This is a genomic window from Cryocola sp. 340MFSha3.1 (assembly GCF_000383315.1).
GTDB lineage: Bacteria > Actinomycetota > Actinomycetes > Actinomycetales > Microbacteriaceae > Leifsonia.
Map to the genome: position 1 here is coordinate 1,852,499 of NZ_KB911087.1, position 16,038 is coordinate 1,868,536.

At 68.0% G+C, this 16,038-nt stretch carries 14 protein-coding genes; 3 read left to right on the top strand and 11 right to left on the bottom strand.

What is annotated here, in order from left to right; translation table 11 throughout:
• Positions 1-24 precede the first annotated feature (24 nt).
• A complete protein-coding gene (locus tag H284_RS0108830) occupies positions 25-1,371 on the top strand; it encodes an ABC transporter substrate-binding protein (RefSeq protein WP_020075961.1) in 1,347 nt (448 codons plus the stop codon).
• Positions 1,372-1,444: 73 nt separating this feature from the next.
• The gene (locus H284_RS0108835) at positions 1,445-3,208 is read left to right on the top strand and encodes a glycoside hydrolase family 35 protein (protein WP_020075962.1); all 1,764 of its coding nucleotides are present in this window, start codon (positions 1,445-1,447) and stop codon (positions 3,206-3,208) included.
• Between the two features lie 5 nt (positions 3,209-3,213).
• Here the strand turns inward: H284_RS0108835 and H284_RS0108840 are convergent, their stop codons facing one another.
• Positions 3,214-3,978, bottom strand: a complete 765-nt coding sequence (locus H284_RS0108840; RefSeq protein ID WP_020075963.1) for a COG4705 family protein — start codon at positions 3,976-3,978, stop codon at positions 3,214-3,216.
• A gap of 124 nt (positions 3,979-4,102) precedes the next feature.
• Here H284_RS0108840 and H284_RS0108845 point away from each other — a divergent pair, with 124 nt between their 5' ends.
• Positions 4,103-4,873 carry a FadR/GntR family transcriptional regulator gene (locus tag H284_RS0108845; RefSeq protein WP_020075964.1) on the top strand — a complete coding sequence of 257 codons (771 nt, stop codon included), beginning with the start codon at positions 4,103-4,105 and terminating at the stop codon, positions 4,871-4,873.
• Positions 4,874-4,898: 25 nt separating this feature from the next.
• Here H284_RS0108845 and H284_RS0108850 read toward each other — a convergent pair whose 3' ends face one another.
• The 10 genes from H284_RS0108850 to H284_RS0108895 form a co-directional block, all read right to left on the bottom strand.
• A complete protein-coding gene (locus H284_RS0108850; protein WP_020075965.1) occupies positions 4,899-6,212 on the bottom strand; it encodes an L-fuconate dehydratase in 1,314 nt (437 codons plus the stop codon).
• An 8-nt stretch (positions 6,213-6,220) separates the two neighbouring features.
• A complete protein-coding gene (locus H284_RS0108855; protein WP_020075966.1) occupies positions 6,221-7,849 on the bottom strand; it encodes a GH39 family glycosyl hydrolase in 1,629 nt (542 codons plus the stop codon).
• A 41-nt stretch (positions 7,850-7,890) separates the two neighbouring features.
• Positions 7,891-8,304: an RbsD/FucU family protein gene (locus tag H284_RS0108860; RefSeq protein WP_018189327.1), complete on the bottom strand. Its 414-nt coding sequence runs from the start codon at positions 8,302-8,304 to the stop codon at positions 7,891-7,893.
• Entirely contained in the window at positions 8,301-9,359 is a 1,059-nt protein-coding gene (locus tag H284_RS0108865; protein WP_020075967.1) for an aldo/keto reductase, read from the bottom strand. Before H284_RS0108865 ends, H284_RS0108860 begins: the two co-directional genes overlap by 4 nt.
• A gap of 52 nt (positions 9,360-9,411) precedes the next feature.
• Entirely contained in the window at positions 9,412-10,962 is a 1,551-nt protein-coding gene (locus H284_RS0108870) for an alpha-L-fucosidase (protein WP_020075968.1), read from the bottom strand.
• Positions 10,963-10,982: 20 nt separating this feature from the next.
• A complete protein-coding gene (locus H284_RS0108875; protein ID WP_018189324.1) occupies positions 10,983-11,852 on the bottom strand; it encodes a carbohydrate ABC transporter permease in 870 nt (289 codons plus the stop codon).
• On the bottom strand, positions 11,845-12,675 hold the full coding sequence (locus tag H284_RS0108880) for a carbohydrate ABC transporter permease (RefSeq protein ID WP_231371131.1): 831 nt from the start codon (positions 12,673-12,675) through the stop codon (positions 11,845-11,847). Before H284_RS0108880 ends, H284_RS0108875 begins: the two co-directional genes overlap by 8 nt.
• A gap of 125 nt (positions 12,676-12,800) precedes the next feature.
• Positions 12,801-14,072: an extracellular solute-binding protein gene (locus tag H284_RS0108885; RefSeq protein WP_018189322.1), complete on the bottom strand. Its 1,272-nt coding sequence runs from the start codon at positions 14,070-14,072 to the stop codon at positions 12,801-12,803.
• 70 nt (positions 14,073-14,142) lie between these two features.
• Positions 14,143-15,153, bottom strand: a complete 1,011-nt coding sequence (locus H284_RS0108890; protein WP_018189321.1) for a Gfo/Idh/MocA family protein — start codon at positions 15,151-15,153, stop codon at positions 14,143-14,145.
• Positions 15,150-15,977 (bottom strand): sugar phosphate isomerase/epimerase family protein, encoded by an 828-nt coding sequence (locus tag H284_RS0108895; protein WP_018189320.1) that lies wholly within the window; start codon positions 15,975-15,977, stop codon positions 15,150-15,152. The genes H284_RS0108890 and H284_RS0108895 overlap by 4 nt, the downstream gene beginning before the upstream one ends.
• Positions 15,978-16,038 lie beyond the last annotated feature (61 nt).

Sequence of the window (16,038 nt, forward strand, 5' to 3'; positions counted from 1 at the left end):
CCACGAAGAAGTGAAAGGAAGCTCATGAAGAGCACTCTCGCGTCCCGGCGCATCGCCCGGGTCGTCACCGCTGCGGTGGTCGGCGCCGTCGCCGCCGCCTCCCTGGCCGCCTGCTCCGGCGGCACCTCGTCCGGCGGCGGAAGCGCCTCAGACATCGACGCGGCGCTCAAGCAGGGCGGGACCATCACCTACTGGTCGTGGACCCCGTCGGCGGAGGCCCAGGTCGCGGCGTTCGAGAAGGAGTACCCGAAGGTCAAGGTCAAGCTGGTCAACGCCGGCACGAACACGACCGAGTACACCAAGCTGCAGAACGCGATCAAAGCCGGATCGGGCGCCCCCGACGTCGCGCAGGTCGAGTACTACGCCATCCCGCAGTTCGCTCTCTCCGACTCGCTCGTCGACCTCAAGCAGTACGGCTTCGACAAGCTTCAGGACGACTACACCCCCGGCCCGTGGGGCTCGGTGAACGTCGGCGACAAGCTGGTCGGCCTCCCGCAGGACTCCGGCCCCATGGCGATGTTCTACAACAAGACCGTCTTCGACAAGAACGGCATCGCCGTGCCGAAGACCTGGGACGAGTACGTCGCGGCCGCGCAGAAGCTGCACGCCGCCGACCCCAACGCCTACATCACGAGCGACTCCGGCGACTCCGGCTTCACCACCTCGATGATCTGGCAGGCGGGCGGCCGCCCGTTCGACGTCGACGGCACCAAGGTGTCGATCAACCTCCAGGACGAGGGCACCAAGAAGTGGACGGGCACCTGGGACAAGCTGGTCGAGGGCAAGCTGCTCTCCAGCGTCCCCGGCTGGAGCGACGACTGGTTCAAGGCGCTCGGCAACGGCTCCATCGCCACGCTGATCACCGGCGCGTGGATGCCCGGCGTGCTCGAGTCGTCGGTGAAGGACGGCGCCGGTCAGTGGCGCGTCGCCCCGATCCCGACCTACGACGGCAAGCCGGCCAACGCCGAGAACGGCGGCGGCGGGCAGGTCGTGCTCAAGCAGAGCAAGAACCAGGCCCTCGCGGCCGGCTTCCTCAAGTGGCTGAACAACGACGAGGGCAGCATCAAGGTGTTCCTCGAGTCCGGCGGCTTCCCGTCGACCACGAAGGACCTGAACTCCTCCGAGTTCCTCGCTTCCGCCCCCGAGTACTTCGGCGGCCAGAAGATCAACGAGGTGCTGGTGGACGGCTCCAAGAACGTGTCGACCGGCTGGCAGTACCTGCCGTTCCAGGTCTACGCGAACAGCATCTACGGCGACACGGTCGGACAGTCCTACACGTCGAACTCCAGCCTGAACCCCGGCCTGCAGGCCTGGCAGAAGGCGCTGGTGGAGTACGGCAACCAGCAGGGCTTCACCGTCACCGGCAAGTAGCAGAAGCAGCACCTCCGTGGCCGGCCGCGCACGCCGCGGCCGGCCACAGCCTTCCCACCCCTTCAGGAGAACCATGACCACCTTCGAGATCGCGGGCGACGACTTCGTCCTCGACTGCGAGCCGTTCCGCATCCTCTCCGGAGCGCTGCACTACTTCCGGGTGCACCCGGACGACTGGGCCGACCGCATCCACAAGGCGCGCCTGATGGGGCTCAACACGATCGAGACCTACGTGCCGTGGAACGCGCACGAACCGCGCCCCGGCGAATGGCGTGCCGACGGCGCGCTCGATCTCGCCCGGTTCTTGAAGGCGGTGGCCGACGAGGGGATGTACGCGATCGTGCGCCCCGGACCGTACATCTGCGCCGAATGGGACAACGGCGGCCTGCCCGCGTGGCTGTTCACGGATCCGGAGGTCGGCATCCGGCGGTCGGAGCCGCGGTTCGTCGCCGCGCTGTCCGCCTACCTGCGGAACGTGCTCGACATCGTCCGGCCGCTGCAGGTGACGGAGGGCGGCCCTGTGCTGCTCGTGCAGGTCGAGAACGAGTACGGCGCGTACGGCGACGACAAGGATTACCTGCGTCAGCTGGTCGAGGTCATCCGAGGCGCCGGGATCACGGTGCCGCTGACGACGGTCGACCAGCCGCAGGACGACATGCTCGAGAACGGTTCGCTGCCGGAGCTGCTGAAGACCGCCTCCTTCGGCTCCCGTTCGCGCGAGCGGCTGGCGACGTTGCGCCGGCACCAGCCGACCGGTCCGCTGATGTGCTCGGAGTTCTGGGACGGCTGGTTCGACAGCTGGGGCGGTCACCACCACACCACCTCGGTGGAGGAGTCGGCGGCCGATCTGGATGCGCTGCTCGCGCTGGGCGCGTCCGTCAACCTGTACATGTTCCACGGCGGAACCAATTTCGGCTTCACCAACGGCGCCAACGACAAGGGCGTCTACCAGCCGATCGTCACCAGCTACGACTACGACGCCCCGCTCGACGAGGCGGGCGAGCCGACCGAGAAGTTCTGGGCGTTCCGCGATGTGATCGCGCAGTACGCCCCGGTGCCGGAGCTCGAGCCCGTCGCGGCCGCGGCCGCGCCCGCGTTCTCCGTCCCGTTCGGCTCCTCGGTTCCGCTCTGGTCGGTCGCCGACCGGCTGGGCGAGTGGTCGCACACGGACTCGCTGCCGACATTCGACGAGCTGGGCCACTACAGCGGTCTCGGCCTGTACCGCACGGAGATCGACACGACCGAGCCCGCGGTACTGGAGTTCGGCGAGGTCCGCGACCGCGCGTACGTCTCCGTCGGCGCCAGCCGTCTCGGCGTGCTCGCCCGCGACCACCACGACTCGGCCATCGCGCTCTCCCCCAGCCGCGGGACGCTCACCGTGCTCGTCGAGGACCAGGGCCGCGTCGACTACGGTCCCCGTATCGGCGAACCCAAGGGACTCATCGGTCCGGTGCAGTTGAACGGCGAGGAGCTGCGGCGCTGGAGCGTGCTCCCGCTCGAGCTGTCGTCGCTCGCGCCCGTGCGCGACGCCCTCGACGCTGCCGGCGCCGACACGCCCGAGCGCCTGGCCGGTCCGGTCTTCGCCCGCGCCGTCTTCGGCCTGGACGAGCCGTGCCCCCTGTTCCTCGACACGACGGGATGGGGCAAGGGCGTCGCCTGGATCAACGGCTTCCACCTCGGCCGCTACTGGACTCGCGGGCCGCAGGAGACGCTGTTCGTCCCGCGCGGCGTCTTGCGTGCCGGCGCGAATGAGCTGATCGTGCTGGAGCTGGAATCCGCCGCCGAGGCCGTCGCCGCGTTCGTGCCGGAACCGCGTCTGGGCCACACGGAGGTCTGATCCGGTCAGAGACCAGCGGCCGAGGGTGCCTCCGCGACTGTTCCGGTAGCCGGGCGCCCTCGGACGCTGAGCACGGTGACGCAGACCGCGATCGCGGCGAGCAGGATCAGGCTGACCGGTCCGGTCCCCAGCGCCAGTCCGCCGCGAGCGTGCGACACGGCGAGGCCGTCGGACAGCGACGCCCCGAACGGCCGGGTCAGCACGTACGCGGTCCAGAACGCCGCCGTCGCGCCGAAGCCCCACCAGCGATAAGCCGCGCCGGGAAGGGCGAACAGGATGCCGAACAGCAGAGCGGAGGCGAAGTAGCCCAGCCCGAGCGTGGTCGCGGTCAGGTCGCCGACCGCTGTTCCGAGGGCGAAAGTCGCCAGGACCGCGCACCAGTAGAACACCTGGCGCGCCGGAGTGTCGATGCGGTGCACCGACAGCGTTCGCTGGGTGGCGAACCAGAGGACGAAGACCATCGCGAGAGCGACGGCGAACACCACCGTCGAGACGAGGTACGGGACGCCGAGCTCGACATGCAGCACATCGGCCACCATCGTGCCGAAGACGGCGACCATCAGCACGGCGCTCCAGTAGACCCACGGGATGTACCGCCGCACGGCGAACTGCAGCCCGAGCGCCACGGCGAACACTACGAAGGCCCCATCGACGGCGACGACAGGGTCGATGGTCTTCACCAGGAAGTCGGACGCCGTCTCCCCCATGGCCGTCGTCAGCAGCTTGGTCACCCAGAACAGGGCGGTGACGGCGGGAACGGTGTTGCGCATCCACTCAGCATCCCGAACGGAGGCGGCTTCGCGCCTGGGTGGAGGGGGCGAACGCCTGAAAGGGCTCAGAGACTCCGATCACGCGCAGGCCGCACGGTGAGCACGACGCGCTAAGGTCATACCTATGGCGACCGACTCCGACGCTGCAGCCCGGCTCATCCCGCAGCGGCTGCCCGCCGCGCGGCTGGGCGTCGCCGTGGTGGCCGAGCTCGTCGAGATCATCGTCACGGGCCAACTGAAGGAGGGCGACCTCCTGCCGCCGGAGGGCCCGCTCAGCGAGCACTTCGGGGTCAGTCGAACGGTCCTCCGCGAGTCCGTGAAGCGGCTCGAGGAGAAGGGCCTGGTTATCGTGTCCCAGGGTCGCGGCACGCAGGTCCAGGCGCCCGGCTACTGGAACATGCTCGACCCGGTGGTGCTCTCTGCGCTCATCGACAACGACGAGAGCCTCGGCGTGCTCGACGAACTGACCGTCGTGCGCGCCAGCCTCGAGTCGGCGATGGCAGGCGCGGTCGCCCGCTCGCACACGGCCGACGGGCTGCGGCGCCTCGAGAACGCGCTCACCGCGATGCGCGAGAGCGAGTCGGAGACGGACTCCTTCCGGCAGGCCGACGTGGTGTTCCACTACGCGCTCATGGAGATCTCCGGCAACCGCCTCGCGGAGAACATCGCCAAGCACCTCTACAAGCGCGCCGTCGAGTCCAGCCGATACCAGGGCATCAACCCGCCGGACGCCGTGGCGCTGACTCTCGACGAGCACGCGGCCATCGTGGAGGCCATCGCCAACGGGGATGCGGCCGCCGCCGAGCGGGCCATGCACGACCACATCCACATCTCGTGGGAGCGCCGCCGACTGCCGGACCACGCGCCGGGCGCCCGCGCGAGCCAGTCGAGCTGACCGACAGGCGGCGGGTCGTCGGTGATCAGGGCGTAAGCGCGGCCTGGCGCCAGTAGCCGCCGTCCGGGTACGAATACCGCGCGACGGATTCACCGAACATCTCGGCGCTGTACCCGGGCTTCGACGGGAGCGTGTAGTTGCCGTCGACGACGATGCACGGGTCGGTGAAGTGCTCGTGGAGGTGATCCACGAACTCGGTCACCCGGTTCTCCAGAGTCCCCGAGACCGCGACGTAGTCGAAGATGGAGAGGTGCTGGACGAGTTCGCACAGTCCGACACCGCCGGCGTGCGGGCAGACCGGCACGCCGAACTTCTTCGCCATCAGGTACACGGCCAGGATCTCGTTGACGCTCGCGAGCCGAGCGGCGTCGAGTTGGCAGAAGTCGATGGCTTCGGCCTGGAACATCTGCTTGAACAAGACCCGGTTCATGCCGTGTTCGCCCGTGGCGACCCCGATGGGCGCGACAGCCTTCCGGACGGCGGCGTGTCCGAGGACATCGTCCGGGCTCGTCGGTTCCTCGATCCACAGTGGCGTGAACTCGGCGAGCTGCTGCACCCATTCGATGGCCTCCGGCACATCCCATACCTGATTGGCGTCGATCATGAGCGTGGCGTCCCAGCCGATGACCTCGCGGGTGATCCGAAGTCGACGGATGTCGTCGTCCAGGTTCGCGCCGACCTTGAGCTTCACGTGCCGGTAGCCCGCATCGACCGCCTCCCTGAGCAGACGACGGAGCTTGTCGTCGCTGTAGCCGAGCCAGCCGGCACTGGTCGTGTAGCAGGGATAGCCTCCGCGTGCTTCGAGCTCGGAGATGCGCTGAGCGCGGGTCGGCGCCATCTCGGTGAGGATGTCGATCGCCTCGTCGCGAGTGAGCGCGTCGGACAGGTACCGGAGGTCGGCGGCGCCGACGAGCTCCTCCGGTGTCATCTCCGCCAGGAGACGCCAGAGCGGCTTGCCTGCACGACGGGCGGCGAGGTCCCAGACGGCGTTCATGACGGCGGCCATCGCCAGGTGCACGACGCCCTTCTCCGGCCCGAGCCAGCGCAACTGGGTGTCGGACCCGAGCAGACGGTATGTTGCGCCGAGATCGCCGACGACCTCCTCCACCGAGCGGCCGATCAGCGGAAGCGCCCGCTGGCGAGCGGCCTCGACGCACAGGTCGTTTCCGCGGCCGATCGTGAAGGTGAACCCGAACCCGCTGAGCTCGGGGTCGTCGGTGTCGAGCACGACGTAGGCGGCCGAGTAGTCGCCGTCCTTGTTCATTGCGTCCGAGCCGTCGAGACTGAGCGACGTGGGAAAGCGCACGTCGAAGACGCGGGCGCCGGTGATCGTGGTCATGGTTGCGCCTACAGTGCGAAGACCGACGCCACGGCCCACGGGGCCAGGGCGAGGTCGATCTCGAGGGTCCCGTTCTCCGAGGCGATCAGGGTCTGCCGCTGAAGAGCGTCGCCCTGCTCGCGCAGGTAGGTGGCCTGGGCGCGGGAGAGGTTGAGGGGCCGGCCCATGGCACTCCACGCTTCGGCCGCGTCACCGTGCCCGGGGGCGAGGATCTCGACCGCGAAGACGGCGCCCGGCTCCAGCCCGCCGATGGTGTGCCGCACGCGCTCGTCGGCGCCTATTCCGATCAGGTCGCGCGTCGCCTCGTAGGAGGTGCGCGAGCCGACCGAGCGGCCGTTCATGTCGTCGGGGTAGTTGTAGAAGACCGCGGCCAGCCTTCCCGTCGCGCTGTGCTGCGAGACGACGCCGCGTTCGGTGGAGGCGATCAGCCGATCGCCCAGCCGGTTCAGCATCTCGAAGGCGTGGAAGGTCGGCTTGTGGATGCCCTGCTCGTTCACCAGGCCGAATCCGCCGTGGAACGGGCCGATCCCGGCGCCGCCCTCCTCGAAGATGTCGGTGAAGGTCCAGTAGGAGATGGAGTCGGCCAGGTCGGCGCAGCGGAGATAGGCCCGCGTGATGTAGGTGGCGGCGAACACCGTGTCGTGGATGTGGTCGCGGCTCGACGGTGAGCTCGACCACTCGGTGATGTGCACCTCCGCGTCCGGGTAGGCGCTCTGGCCGATCAGCCGCCGGAGCAACGTCAAGTCGTCCGAGGTCGCATCCGCGTAGCGGGTAAGACTGACGGCCTCTCCGTTGGCTCCGAAGGCGAAGTCGGTGGGGTACAGGTGCGTCGAGATGAAGTCGACCGGGAGCTCCCGCTCAGCGCACCAGGCGAGGAAGTCCTCGACCCACACCGGTCGCCAGTCCAGTGCGTCCGGGTCGGATGCCGCGGCGGTGGCGTGCTCAGCCGAGCGGTTCTCGGTCTCTCCCGCGTAGCGCTCGTCCGGCACGAAGACACTGGTCGACGGGCCGCCGACCTGGAGTTCAGGATCGATGGCCTTGATGGCCTGCGCCGTCCGGGCGTACAGCTCGAAGTACTCGGTCTTCGTTCCGGTCCAGAAATGGGGAACGAGGTTGGGTTCGTTCCAGACCTCGAACCGCCACTCCCGCACTTCGGCGAGACCGTAGCGCTCGATCCAATGCTCCACCGAACGCACCACCAGTTCCACCCAGCGATCCATGTCCTTCGGCGGGCTGCAGTGCGCACCCCACCAGAACACCGTCTCGGTCTGGGTGGCGAGCTCGCGCGGCATGAAGCCGAGTTCCACGAACGGCCGCACTCCCAGATCGATCAGGAAGTCGAACACCTTGTCCACGTAGGAGAAAGTGTGCACCGGGGTTTCGAGAGGCACATCCGGCCCGAAGCCTCCGCCATAGGAGCCGCGGTACACGAACATGTCGTCGTGGAAGACGCCGTGGAAGCGGAGGTAGCGGAACCCGAGGCGATCCACGGCCTCACGGAACTGCTGCTGCCAGTCGGCCCGAAGCGCTTCATTGGCCCGGCCCGCCCCCGCGCAGAGGCTCCAGACGTGGGGAAGGACGGTCGACTCGGTGACGCGGTCGTCGACGGTGATGACGGGAAGCGAGGCGGGTGCCATGGGAATGATCTCCAGATGGTGGTGGGCGAACCGGATCCGCGTCAGCGCAGACCGATCGTGAGCAGCAGGTTGCCGTACAGGCGTTCGTCTCCGGTGGCGATGACGACGCCCACGTCCGGAGAGCGCACCCGGTCGTAGAACGCGAACCGGTCGACTCTCTCCATGGGCACGTCCGCGCCCAGCCGGCGTTCGTAGTCGTCCTGCGCCGGCGCCGCGACCCCGGGCGGGGTCTGCATGACGGTTGCCGCTTCGATGTTGACGACGGTGAGCACGGCATCGAGCACCGATGTGACGTCGAGCAGGCCTGGGCGCAGATTGAGATGGATGAGGCGCACACCCGATCCGGTGGCGGTCAGGTACGGGTAGTTCCCGTCCGCGATCAGCACCCCGGAGCCGTGGCCCGACGAGGCGAGCGCCTCCAGGAGCGGAGGATGGACGAGCGGGCCGGTGATCATGCGGACACCTCCGCTGCTGCGCGGCCGGCCGCGCGATCCGCGGCGTAACCATCCCAGCTCGGGATCGTTCCGTCGACGTCCCACAGGTCGAGCCAGCTCCCGGCCCCGGGCCACAGGAACACCTGACCCTTGATGAGGCGGTTGTTCTGTTCCGCCGATCGCAGCTCCTCGAGCTCGGCAGGGGTCAGCGGGTCCTCGACGACCGACCGCAGGTTGGCGATCAACTGCGACTCCTTCACCGAGAACGGGATCGGGATCTGGCCGCGCTGCACCGCCCACTTCAGGCAGATCGCCGCCGGATGCACCCCGTGCGCACGGGCGATCGAGACCACGACGGGATGCTCCATGTCAGACACATCCGAGAGGACGCGGTCGCGTTCGGGTCGCGACGGCGAGCCCAGGGGCGAGTAGCCCACCGGCTGGATGCCGTGATCGAGGCAGAACCGGAAGAGCTCGGGCTGCTGGAAGCAGGGGTGCAGTTCCATCTCGTTCAACGCCGGTGCGATCCGCGCATCGGCGAGGATCGCCGTCAGCTTCGGGATGGTGACGTTGGAGGTCCCCAGGTGTCGCACGACCCCCTCGTCGACGAGACCCTCCAGCGCGTGCCAGAGCGCCATGTACTCCTCGTGGATGTACGGGCGCGCGTCCGGGTCGCGGTCGGCCGCGTCGGCGAACGGTGCATGGTGGTTCGGGAACGGCCAGTGCACGAACACCGCGTCGAGCACGTCGAGTCGGAGGTCGCGCAGCGATCGGCGGACCGAGGCGACCGCGGCCTCGGGGTCGTGGGCGTCATTCCACACCTTCGACATCACGAACAGCTCGTCACGGGGCACGCCGCCGGCGATCGCGTCCTGCAGGACCACGCCGACCTGTGCCTCGTTGCCGTACACGGACGCGCAGTCGATCAAACGGTACCCGGCTCGGATCGCGCCGGCCACGGCAGCGGCCACCTCGTCCGGCCCGTAATGGTCGGATCCGAACGTCCCGACGCCGATCGCGGGCATCACGGCCCCGCTCGCGAGGCGGCGGGTGGGCACGGTGTCGATCGTGGTCATGTGTGTTCTCCGTTTTTCGATGTGAGCGGGCGGATGTGTCGCGGCGCCCGCACTAGATGCCCAGGCCGTGGAAGAAGTCGATGCGTGTCTCGGCGGCAGGCGGCTCCAGCTCGATACGCACCACCGCGCCACCGGGTCCCGTGGTCTCCGCGGGCGGGAGCACCACTTCCAGGGCCTCGCCGGTGCGCGTCCACTCCGGCCGCTCCGAAGAGCCCAGGACGCGCACGTCGGCGATCGGGCGGTCGAGGAAGCGGCTGCCCGACCCGAAGCTCCGGATGCGCATCCGGCCGTCCTCCGGCCGCACCATCCCGATCGCGTAGACGTAGTCGTGGCCGACCTCCGTCATCCTGGTGAAACGGAGGTCCTCCGCCGAGTACACGGGAGCGGCTGCGTCGGTGAACGAGCCGGCGGCGGGAGCCGTCGGCCCCTCGCCGAAGACGACCCACGGGCTGGAGCCGTAGATCGCTTCGCCGTGGACGGCCAGCCAGTCGCCCACGGCCTCCAGCAGCGCGGCCTCCTCGTCGGGGATCGTCCCGTCAGGACGGGGGCCGATGTTGAGCAGCAGGTTCCCGTTCTTCGCGACCACGTCGACGAGCTCCTGGATGAGCTCGGAGGCGTCCTTGTAGTCGTGCCCTTCCACCCAGCTCCACGATGTCCGCGACACCGATGTGTCGTTCTGCCAGACGTCGGGGCGGATGCCGCCCATCGTGCCGCGCTCGATGTCGAGCACCGCCGAGCCCGGCGCGAACGACTCCCACTTGTAGTTGATGACGACGTCGCGCCCCCACTCCGCCGCACGGTTGTAGTAGTACGCGGCGAGTCTGCGGATGTAGGGCTCGAACGACGGCTCCTCGATTCCGGTGTCGAAGTAGAGGATCTGCGGCCGGTAGGAGTCGATGATCTCGACGGTCCGCAGCAGCCAGTCCTCCAGGAACCGCTCGGTGGGATTCATCTCCTTGCGGAGGGCCGGCCCGTACAGGTCGGCGTACGCGGGATCGCGGACGTCGGAGTCGAACTCCGCTCCCCCGTTCATGAAGAACCAGTGCTCCGCCCGGTGGGTGGACGCGCCGGTGATCAACCAGGCCTGGTCGACCGCCGCCAGCAGGTCTCCCATCACGTCGCGCTGCGGGCCGACCTGCGTCACGTTCCAGCGCGAACGCGCCGTGTCGTACATCGCGTAGCCGTCGTGATGCTCGGCGACCGGCACGACGAACTGCGCGCCCGCGCGCTTGAACAGTGCGACCCACTCCTGCGGGTCGTAGTGCTCCATGCGGAAATGCGGAAGGAAGTCCTTGTAACCGAAACGGTCATGCGGCCCGTACGTCGCCAGGTGGTGGTCGAACGCGGGCGTGCCGCGCCGGTACATCGTGCGCGGGTACCACTCGTTCCCGAACGCCGGCACCGAGAAGGCTCCCCAGTGCAGGAAGATGCCGAACTTGGCGTCGCGGTACCACTGCGGAGCGCGATACCGGGACAGCGACTCCCAGGTGGCGTCGTACGGCCCGGCGTCGATGACGGCGTCGACCATCGCGAGCGCTGCACGGTTGTCCGAGACGTCGACGGGCGCCGGCAGCGTCGAGGGGTCGAGCGGTTCGAGGTTCACATGTCTCCGTTCGTCGGGGCTCAACGGCCGCCGAAGGCGCCCGCGCCGATCGCGGCCACCAGCTGTCTCTGGGCGAGAGCGACCACGACCACCACCGGGGCGATCGTCATCACGCACGCGGCCATCAGCAGTTGCCATTGCGTGCCGGTCTGCGTCGTGAAACCGGCGATGCCGATGGGTATGGTCCACTTCTCCGAGCTGTTGAGGATGATCAACGGCCACAGGAAGCTGTTCCAGCTCCCGAGGAAGGCGAAGATCGCCAGGACGGACAGGGCCGGGCGCACGAGCGGGACGATGACGCTGATCAGGATGCGCCAGGTGGAGGCCCCGTCAAGGCGGGCGGCCTCCTCCAGCTCCCCGGGGATCTGGAGCATGAACTGCCGGAGCAGGAAGGCTCCGAACGCTCCGAACAGGCCGGGGAGGATCAGCGCGACCCACGTGTCGGCGAGCCCTGCCTGGTCGAAGCCGAGGAACAACGGCACGACGGCGACCTCGCTCGGCAGGGTCAACGTGATGACGAACAGCAGGAAGACCGCGCTGCGGCCGGGGAAACGCAGCCGGGCGAACGCGAACGCCGTCAGGGTCGCCACGATCAGGGTGAGGAACGTGGAGATGGCGGCCACGACCAGGCTGTTGAGAAGGAGGCGACCGAAGTCCACCTCCGTCCACGCATCCACGAAATTGGACCAGAGGACTTTCGAGCCGATGAAGGTGATCTGCGCAGCGAACACCTCGTTCGCCGGCTTCAGCGCCGTGAAGACGGTCCAGATCAGCGGAAACGAGAACACGAGCGCGAACAGCCACGCGGCCGTGGTGTTGGCGGCGAACCCGATGGTCCGCCCGCGGCGACGCCAGCGTGGAGCGGAGGCCGGCAGCTGATGCTCAGTCATAGTGGACCCACTTCCTCTGTCCCCAGAGTTGGAACAGCGTGAAGATCGCGATGATCACGAACAGCACGGTCGCGATGGCGGACGCATAGCCCAGCTGATTGTTCGTGAAAGCGGTCTGATAGAGGTACAGCATGATCGTCATCGTGCTGTTGCCCGGCCCGCCGCCGGTGATCACGTAAGCCTGGGCGAAGGTCTGCCAGGCGCCGATGACGGTCAGCACCGTGGTGAAGAACAGGGCGGGGCTGACCAGCGGCAGGGTGATCGAGACCAGGCGGCGGAAGCGACCGGCGCCGTCGATCCGCGACGCCGCGATCACATCGGGGCTGATCGAGTCGATCCCAGCGCCGAGCACGATCATGTTGTAGCCGAACGACTGCCAGAGGGACACCCCGATCACGGTGGCCAACGCCCAGTTGCCGTCACTGAGCCAGGGGATCGGACCGAGTCCGAAGACCGCGAGGCCCTGGTTGACGGCGCCGTCCTTCTGGAACAGCAACCGGAAGACCGCGGCGTTCGCCACCATCGGGGACAGGGCTGGGATCAGGAAGATCACCCGGAGCCAGTTGCGGCCCGCGATGCGGGTCTTGAGCCACATCGCCATCGCCAGGGAGATCGCGATGTTCGCCGGGACGTACACGAGCACGAAGATCGCCGTCACCATGACGCTGTTGAGGAATTGCGGGTCGCGGAACAGCCGGATGTAGTTCTCCGTGCCCGTGAACTGGACGCCCCCGAGCACGCTCGAGTCGGAGAACCCCAGGATCAGCGAGGCGACCTGCGGGATGACGATGAACACGGCCAGCCCGATGAGCCCGGGGAGCACGAAGGCCCACCCCACCCAGCGGGGCCCCCCGAGGGGCCGGCGGCGAAGCCGGCCCCTCGGGCGCTCCGGTTGGGCGACGGACCCCTCGGAGACCTCTTCCTCCGCACGGTCCAGACGCACGAACGTCATTGCGGAAGGCCCGCCTTCACTTGCTGGAGGACCTGCTCGACTGTGCTCTTGCCGGAGAACGCATCCACCTCGTACTGGGTCAGCAGCGTGTCGAGCTGCGCCTGGCTGGAGGGCACCGGTGATGGAGTCGCGTCACCGGTCATCTGCTTGATGACCGCGGTGAACGCAGGCGACCCGACGTTGGTGGACCACGCGTCCAGCGCATCGAGCCGCGCCGGCACGGAGGCCTGCGACTTCGTCACGAACTCCAGTCCGCTCTTGCTCGTCATCGCCTCGATGGCCTTGAAGGCCTTCTGCTTGTCGCCGCAGGTCTTCGTGATGCCGAAGCCCGAACCGCTGATGAAGCCCTTGGAGGTGCCGCTCTTGCTCGGGACCACAGCGATGCCGACGTTGTCCTTGCCGAGGGTCTGCTGCTCGTGCTGCAGATCCCACAGACCCTCGAGTTCCATGGCCGCCTGACCCGTGCTGAACGCATCGATGTCCGGGAAGGTGCCGCCCGCGGCCGCCTCCAGCGGCTTCGCGACCTTGTACTTGTTGGCCAGGTCGACGAGCAGCTGCAGCGCGTCGCGGAAGTTCGGGTCGTCCAGCTTCGGACCGTTCTTGTCGGCGTAGGGGTGGCCGTCGGCCGCCATGAGAGTGCTGATGGGCGTCGAGCCCTGTCCGATCGCGAAGCCGTACACGCCATTCTTCGTGGTGGCCTTCGCCGCGGCGATGAAGTCATCGACCGTCCAGTCGAGACCGGGCTCGGCCACCCCGGCGTCCGCGAACATCTTCTTGTTGTAGAAGATGACGTTGGGACCGGCATTGAACGGGATGGAGTAGAGCTTGCCGTCGACGCTGAGCTGCTCGAGCATCGCCGAGCTGTACGCCGACAGGTCGACCTTGTTCTTCTTCACCAGATCGTCCAGGGGCTCCAGCCCCTGCACGTACTGGTTCACCCGGCCGTTCTGGAACGTGACCAGGCACGGCGCACTGCTGCCCTTCATCACGGTGGGCAGCTTGGTGTAGTAGTCGCCGATGGGCGGGCCGGAGAAGCTGACAGCCATGTCCGGGTCGGCGTGCTTGCCTCCGGCGATGTAGTCGCTCCACTGCTGCTTGTCGGCCTTGCCGCCGATCCACGTGTACATCTTGAGCGTCTTGCCGTCGAGGCCCGACGTTCCACCGCCGCCTCCGGAACAGGCGGCGAGAGCGAGGGCCAGAACGCTCGCGACCGCGACGGCGACGCCGACGCGTCCCCGTCGCCTCGGGCTTTTCAACCGTGACTTCATGAACTCCTCCTTGAGTATGAGAGCGAAACGTTACGACTTCAGTGATGGTAAGAGCACCAGGAATGCGAAGTCAAGAGATAACACCGGTCACTAAACGTTTCGTTCGCTCGGATTCTTTCAGCAGATCGTGCGCCAGGATGGTCTCGGCGACGGTCATCGTCTTCAGCGCATCGCCGAAGTGCGACGAGGGAAGACGGCGCGAACGCACCGCCTCGATGAATTCGGCGCTCTTGGCGAGGAAGCCTCCGCGGACATAGAGGTCCGACGAGCCCGCCACCTCGCCGGCATCGAGCTCCTCCCGCCCCTCCGCGTCCCAGATGGTGGCCCCGACCTCGAGGTCGCCTTCCGCCATGATCCCCGGCCCGTGGACCTCCACGCCGAACGTCCTGCGGCCGCTCGTCCAGTTCGTGATCATGACCCCGACGGCGCCCGTGTCGAACTCGAGCGTCGCCGCGACGAAGTTGATCTCGTCGACGATGACCCTGCGCGTCACATCCGAGACGGCGACGACCTCGCCGCCGCAGAGGTGCCGGAGGGTGTCGATCACATGGACGCCGTCGTCCATCATCCTGTCGCGTGCCGACACCATCGGGGTCGGATCGTTCTTGTAGAACCGGCACACGGCATGGACGACCTCGCCCCGCTCGCGAACCCGCCCGACCATGCGCTCCAGGAGCGGGGACGAGCGCCGCTGGAAGCCGACCTGGGTGATGCAGTTGTTCTCGTCGGCGAGACGGGCGAGCGTTCTCGCCTGGTGGAGGGTGAGACCCAGCGGCTTCTCGACGAAGAGGTCGAGTCCACGAGTCAGACAGCCGCACCAGATGCCGAACATGAGTTCGGGGGGACCGATGACATAGACGGCATCCGGGCGCGTCTCGTCGAGCATCGCCGACCAGTCGTCGAACAGAGCGGTGATGCCCCAGCGCTCGCCGGTCGCCCGGAGGCGCTCCGGTGAGAGGTCGCAGATACCCACGATCTCCACGTCGGGCAGCGACGACAACGACGGGTAGTGGACGAGGTTCGCCATCTGGCCGGCGCCGATGACGGCAACGCGCACCGGCCGGGTCCCGCCGGCGGTCATCGGGCCACTCCGGCGCCGGCCGCGGCCCGCAGACTCTGCGCGTATTCGAGATCGCGCGTCACCTTCGCCACGAGGTCGCTCTCGTCGGTGTACTCGGCGGTGAGGCAGATCGGCCCGTCGAACCCGCGCTCCGCGAGGTAGGCGAGCGCGCGACCCCACTCCGCCATGCCACTGCGGGCGTCGGTGAACACCGGCTCCCAGACCGGATCCCCGAACGCGGACGCCGGTTCGTCGACCCGCTCGTAGTAGGCGCTCTTGAGGTTGACGATGCCGAGCCAGGGCCAGAGCAGTTCCAACCCGTGCTCGGGCCGCTTGCGCGCGAGGGCGTCGTGAGCCGAGTCCCAGATCGCCGCGACGTGGCGGGGGTCGGCATCCTGGAGCAGAGCGAAGAGCTCCGAGGAGTCGGCGATGTAGTCGTCGTAGTGCGGCTGGACGGCAACGCGGACCCCGTAGCGTTCGGCGCGGTCGGACAGACCGGCGAGCACACGGCGGATCTCCGTACCGGTCGCGGCGTAGCCGTTCACCCCGATCGGCACCATGATCCGGATGAACGGCACGCCCGCATCCGCGCAGGCCGCGAAGGTCGCCTCATCCGTTCCGGAGGCGATGCTCGCGATCCCCACGCCCGAACGCGCAAGCTCGCGCGCCGCGGCGGGCAGAGCCGTCGACACCTCGTCCGGGGTGACCTGGTAGCCGGGGCGCACCGGAAGCTCGACGGCGTCGAATCCCATCCCCGCGACCAGCTCACCGAGAGCTCCGACCTGCGGCTCTCGCCACGGTTTGGTGAAGACACTCCACGTCGTCTTCGGATCATCATGTGGCATGGCGAACTCCTTTGTCGGGACGTCGGGGGAATTTTGTGCAACGATACAGTGGTTTGTGCAA

What these genes read in the sequence shown, in the direction of transcription:
- H284_RS0108830 (WP_020075961.1), top strand. Translation starts at nt 25, where the DNA reads ATGAAGAGCACTCTCGCGTCCCGGCGCATCGCCCGGGTCGTCACCGCT.
- H284_RS0108835 (WP_020075962.1), top strand. Translation starts at nt 1,445, where the DNA reads ATGACCACCTTCGAGATCGCGGGCGACGACTTCGTCCTCGACTGCGAG.
- H284_RS0108840 (WP_020075963.1), bottom strand. Translation starts at nt 3,978, where the DNA reads ATGCGCAACACCGTTCCCGCCGTCACCGCCCTGTTCTGGGTGACCAAG.
- H284_RS0108845 (WP_020075964.1), top strand. Translation starts at nt 4,103, where the DNA reads ATGGCGACCGACTCCGACGCTGCAGCCCGGCTCATCCCGCAGCGGCTG.
- H284_RS0108850 (WP_020075965.1), bottom strand. Translation starts at nt 6,212, where the DNA reads ATGACCACGATCACCGGCGCCCGCGTCTTCGACGTGCGCTTTCCCACG.
- H284_RS0108855 (WP_020075966.1), bottom strand. Translation starts at nt 7,849, where the DNA reads ATGGCACCCGCCTCGCTTCCCGTCATCACCGTCGACGACCGCGTCACC.
- H284_RS0108860 (WP_018189327.1), bottom strand. Translation starts at nt 8,304, where the DNA reads ATGATCACCGGCCCGCTCGTCCATCCTCCGCTCCTGGAGGCGCTCGCC.
- H284_RS0108865 (WP_020075967.1), bottom strand. Translation starts at nt 9,359, where the DNA reads ATGACCACGATCGACACCGTGCCCACCCGCCGCCTCGCGAGCGGGGCC.
- H284_RS0108875 (WP_018189324.1), bottom strand. Translation starts at nt 11,852, where the DNA reads ATGACTGAGCATCAGCTGCCGGCCTCCGCTCCACGCTGGCGTCGCCGC.
- H284_RS0108885 (WP_018189322.1), bottom strand. Translation starts at nt 14,072, where the DNA reads ATGAAGTCACGGTTGAAAAGCCCGAGGCGACGGGGACGCGTCGGCGTC.
- H284_RS0108890 (WP_018189321.1), bottom strand. Translation starts at nt 15,153, where the DNA reads ATGACCGCCGGCGGGACCCGGCCGGTGCGCGTTGCCGTCATCGGCGCC.
- H284_RS0108895 (WP_018189320.1), bottom strand. Translation starts at nt 15,977, where the DNA reads ATGCCACATGATGATCCGAAGACGACGTGGAGTGTCTTCACCAAACCG.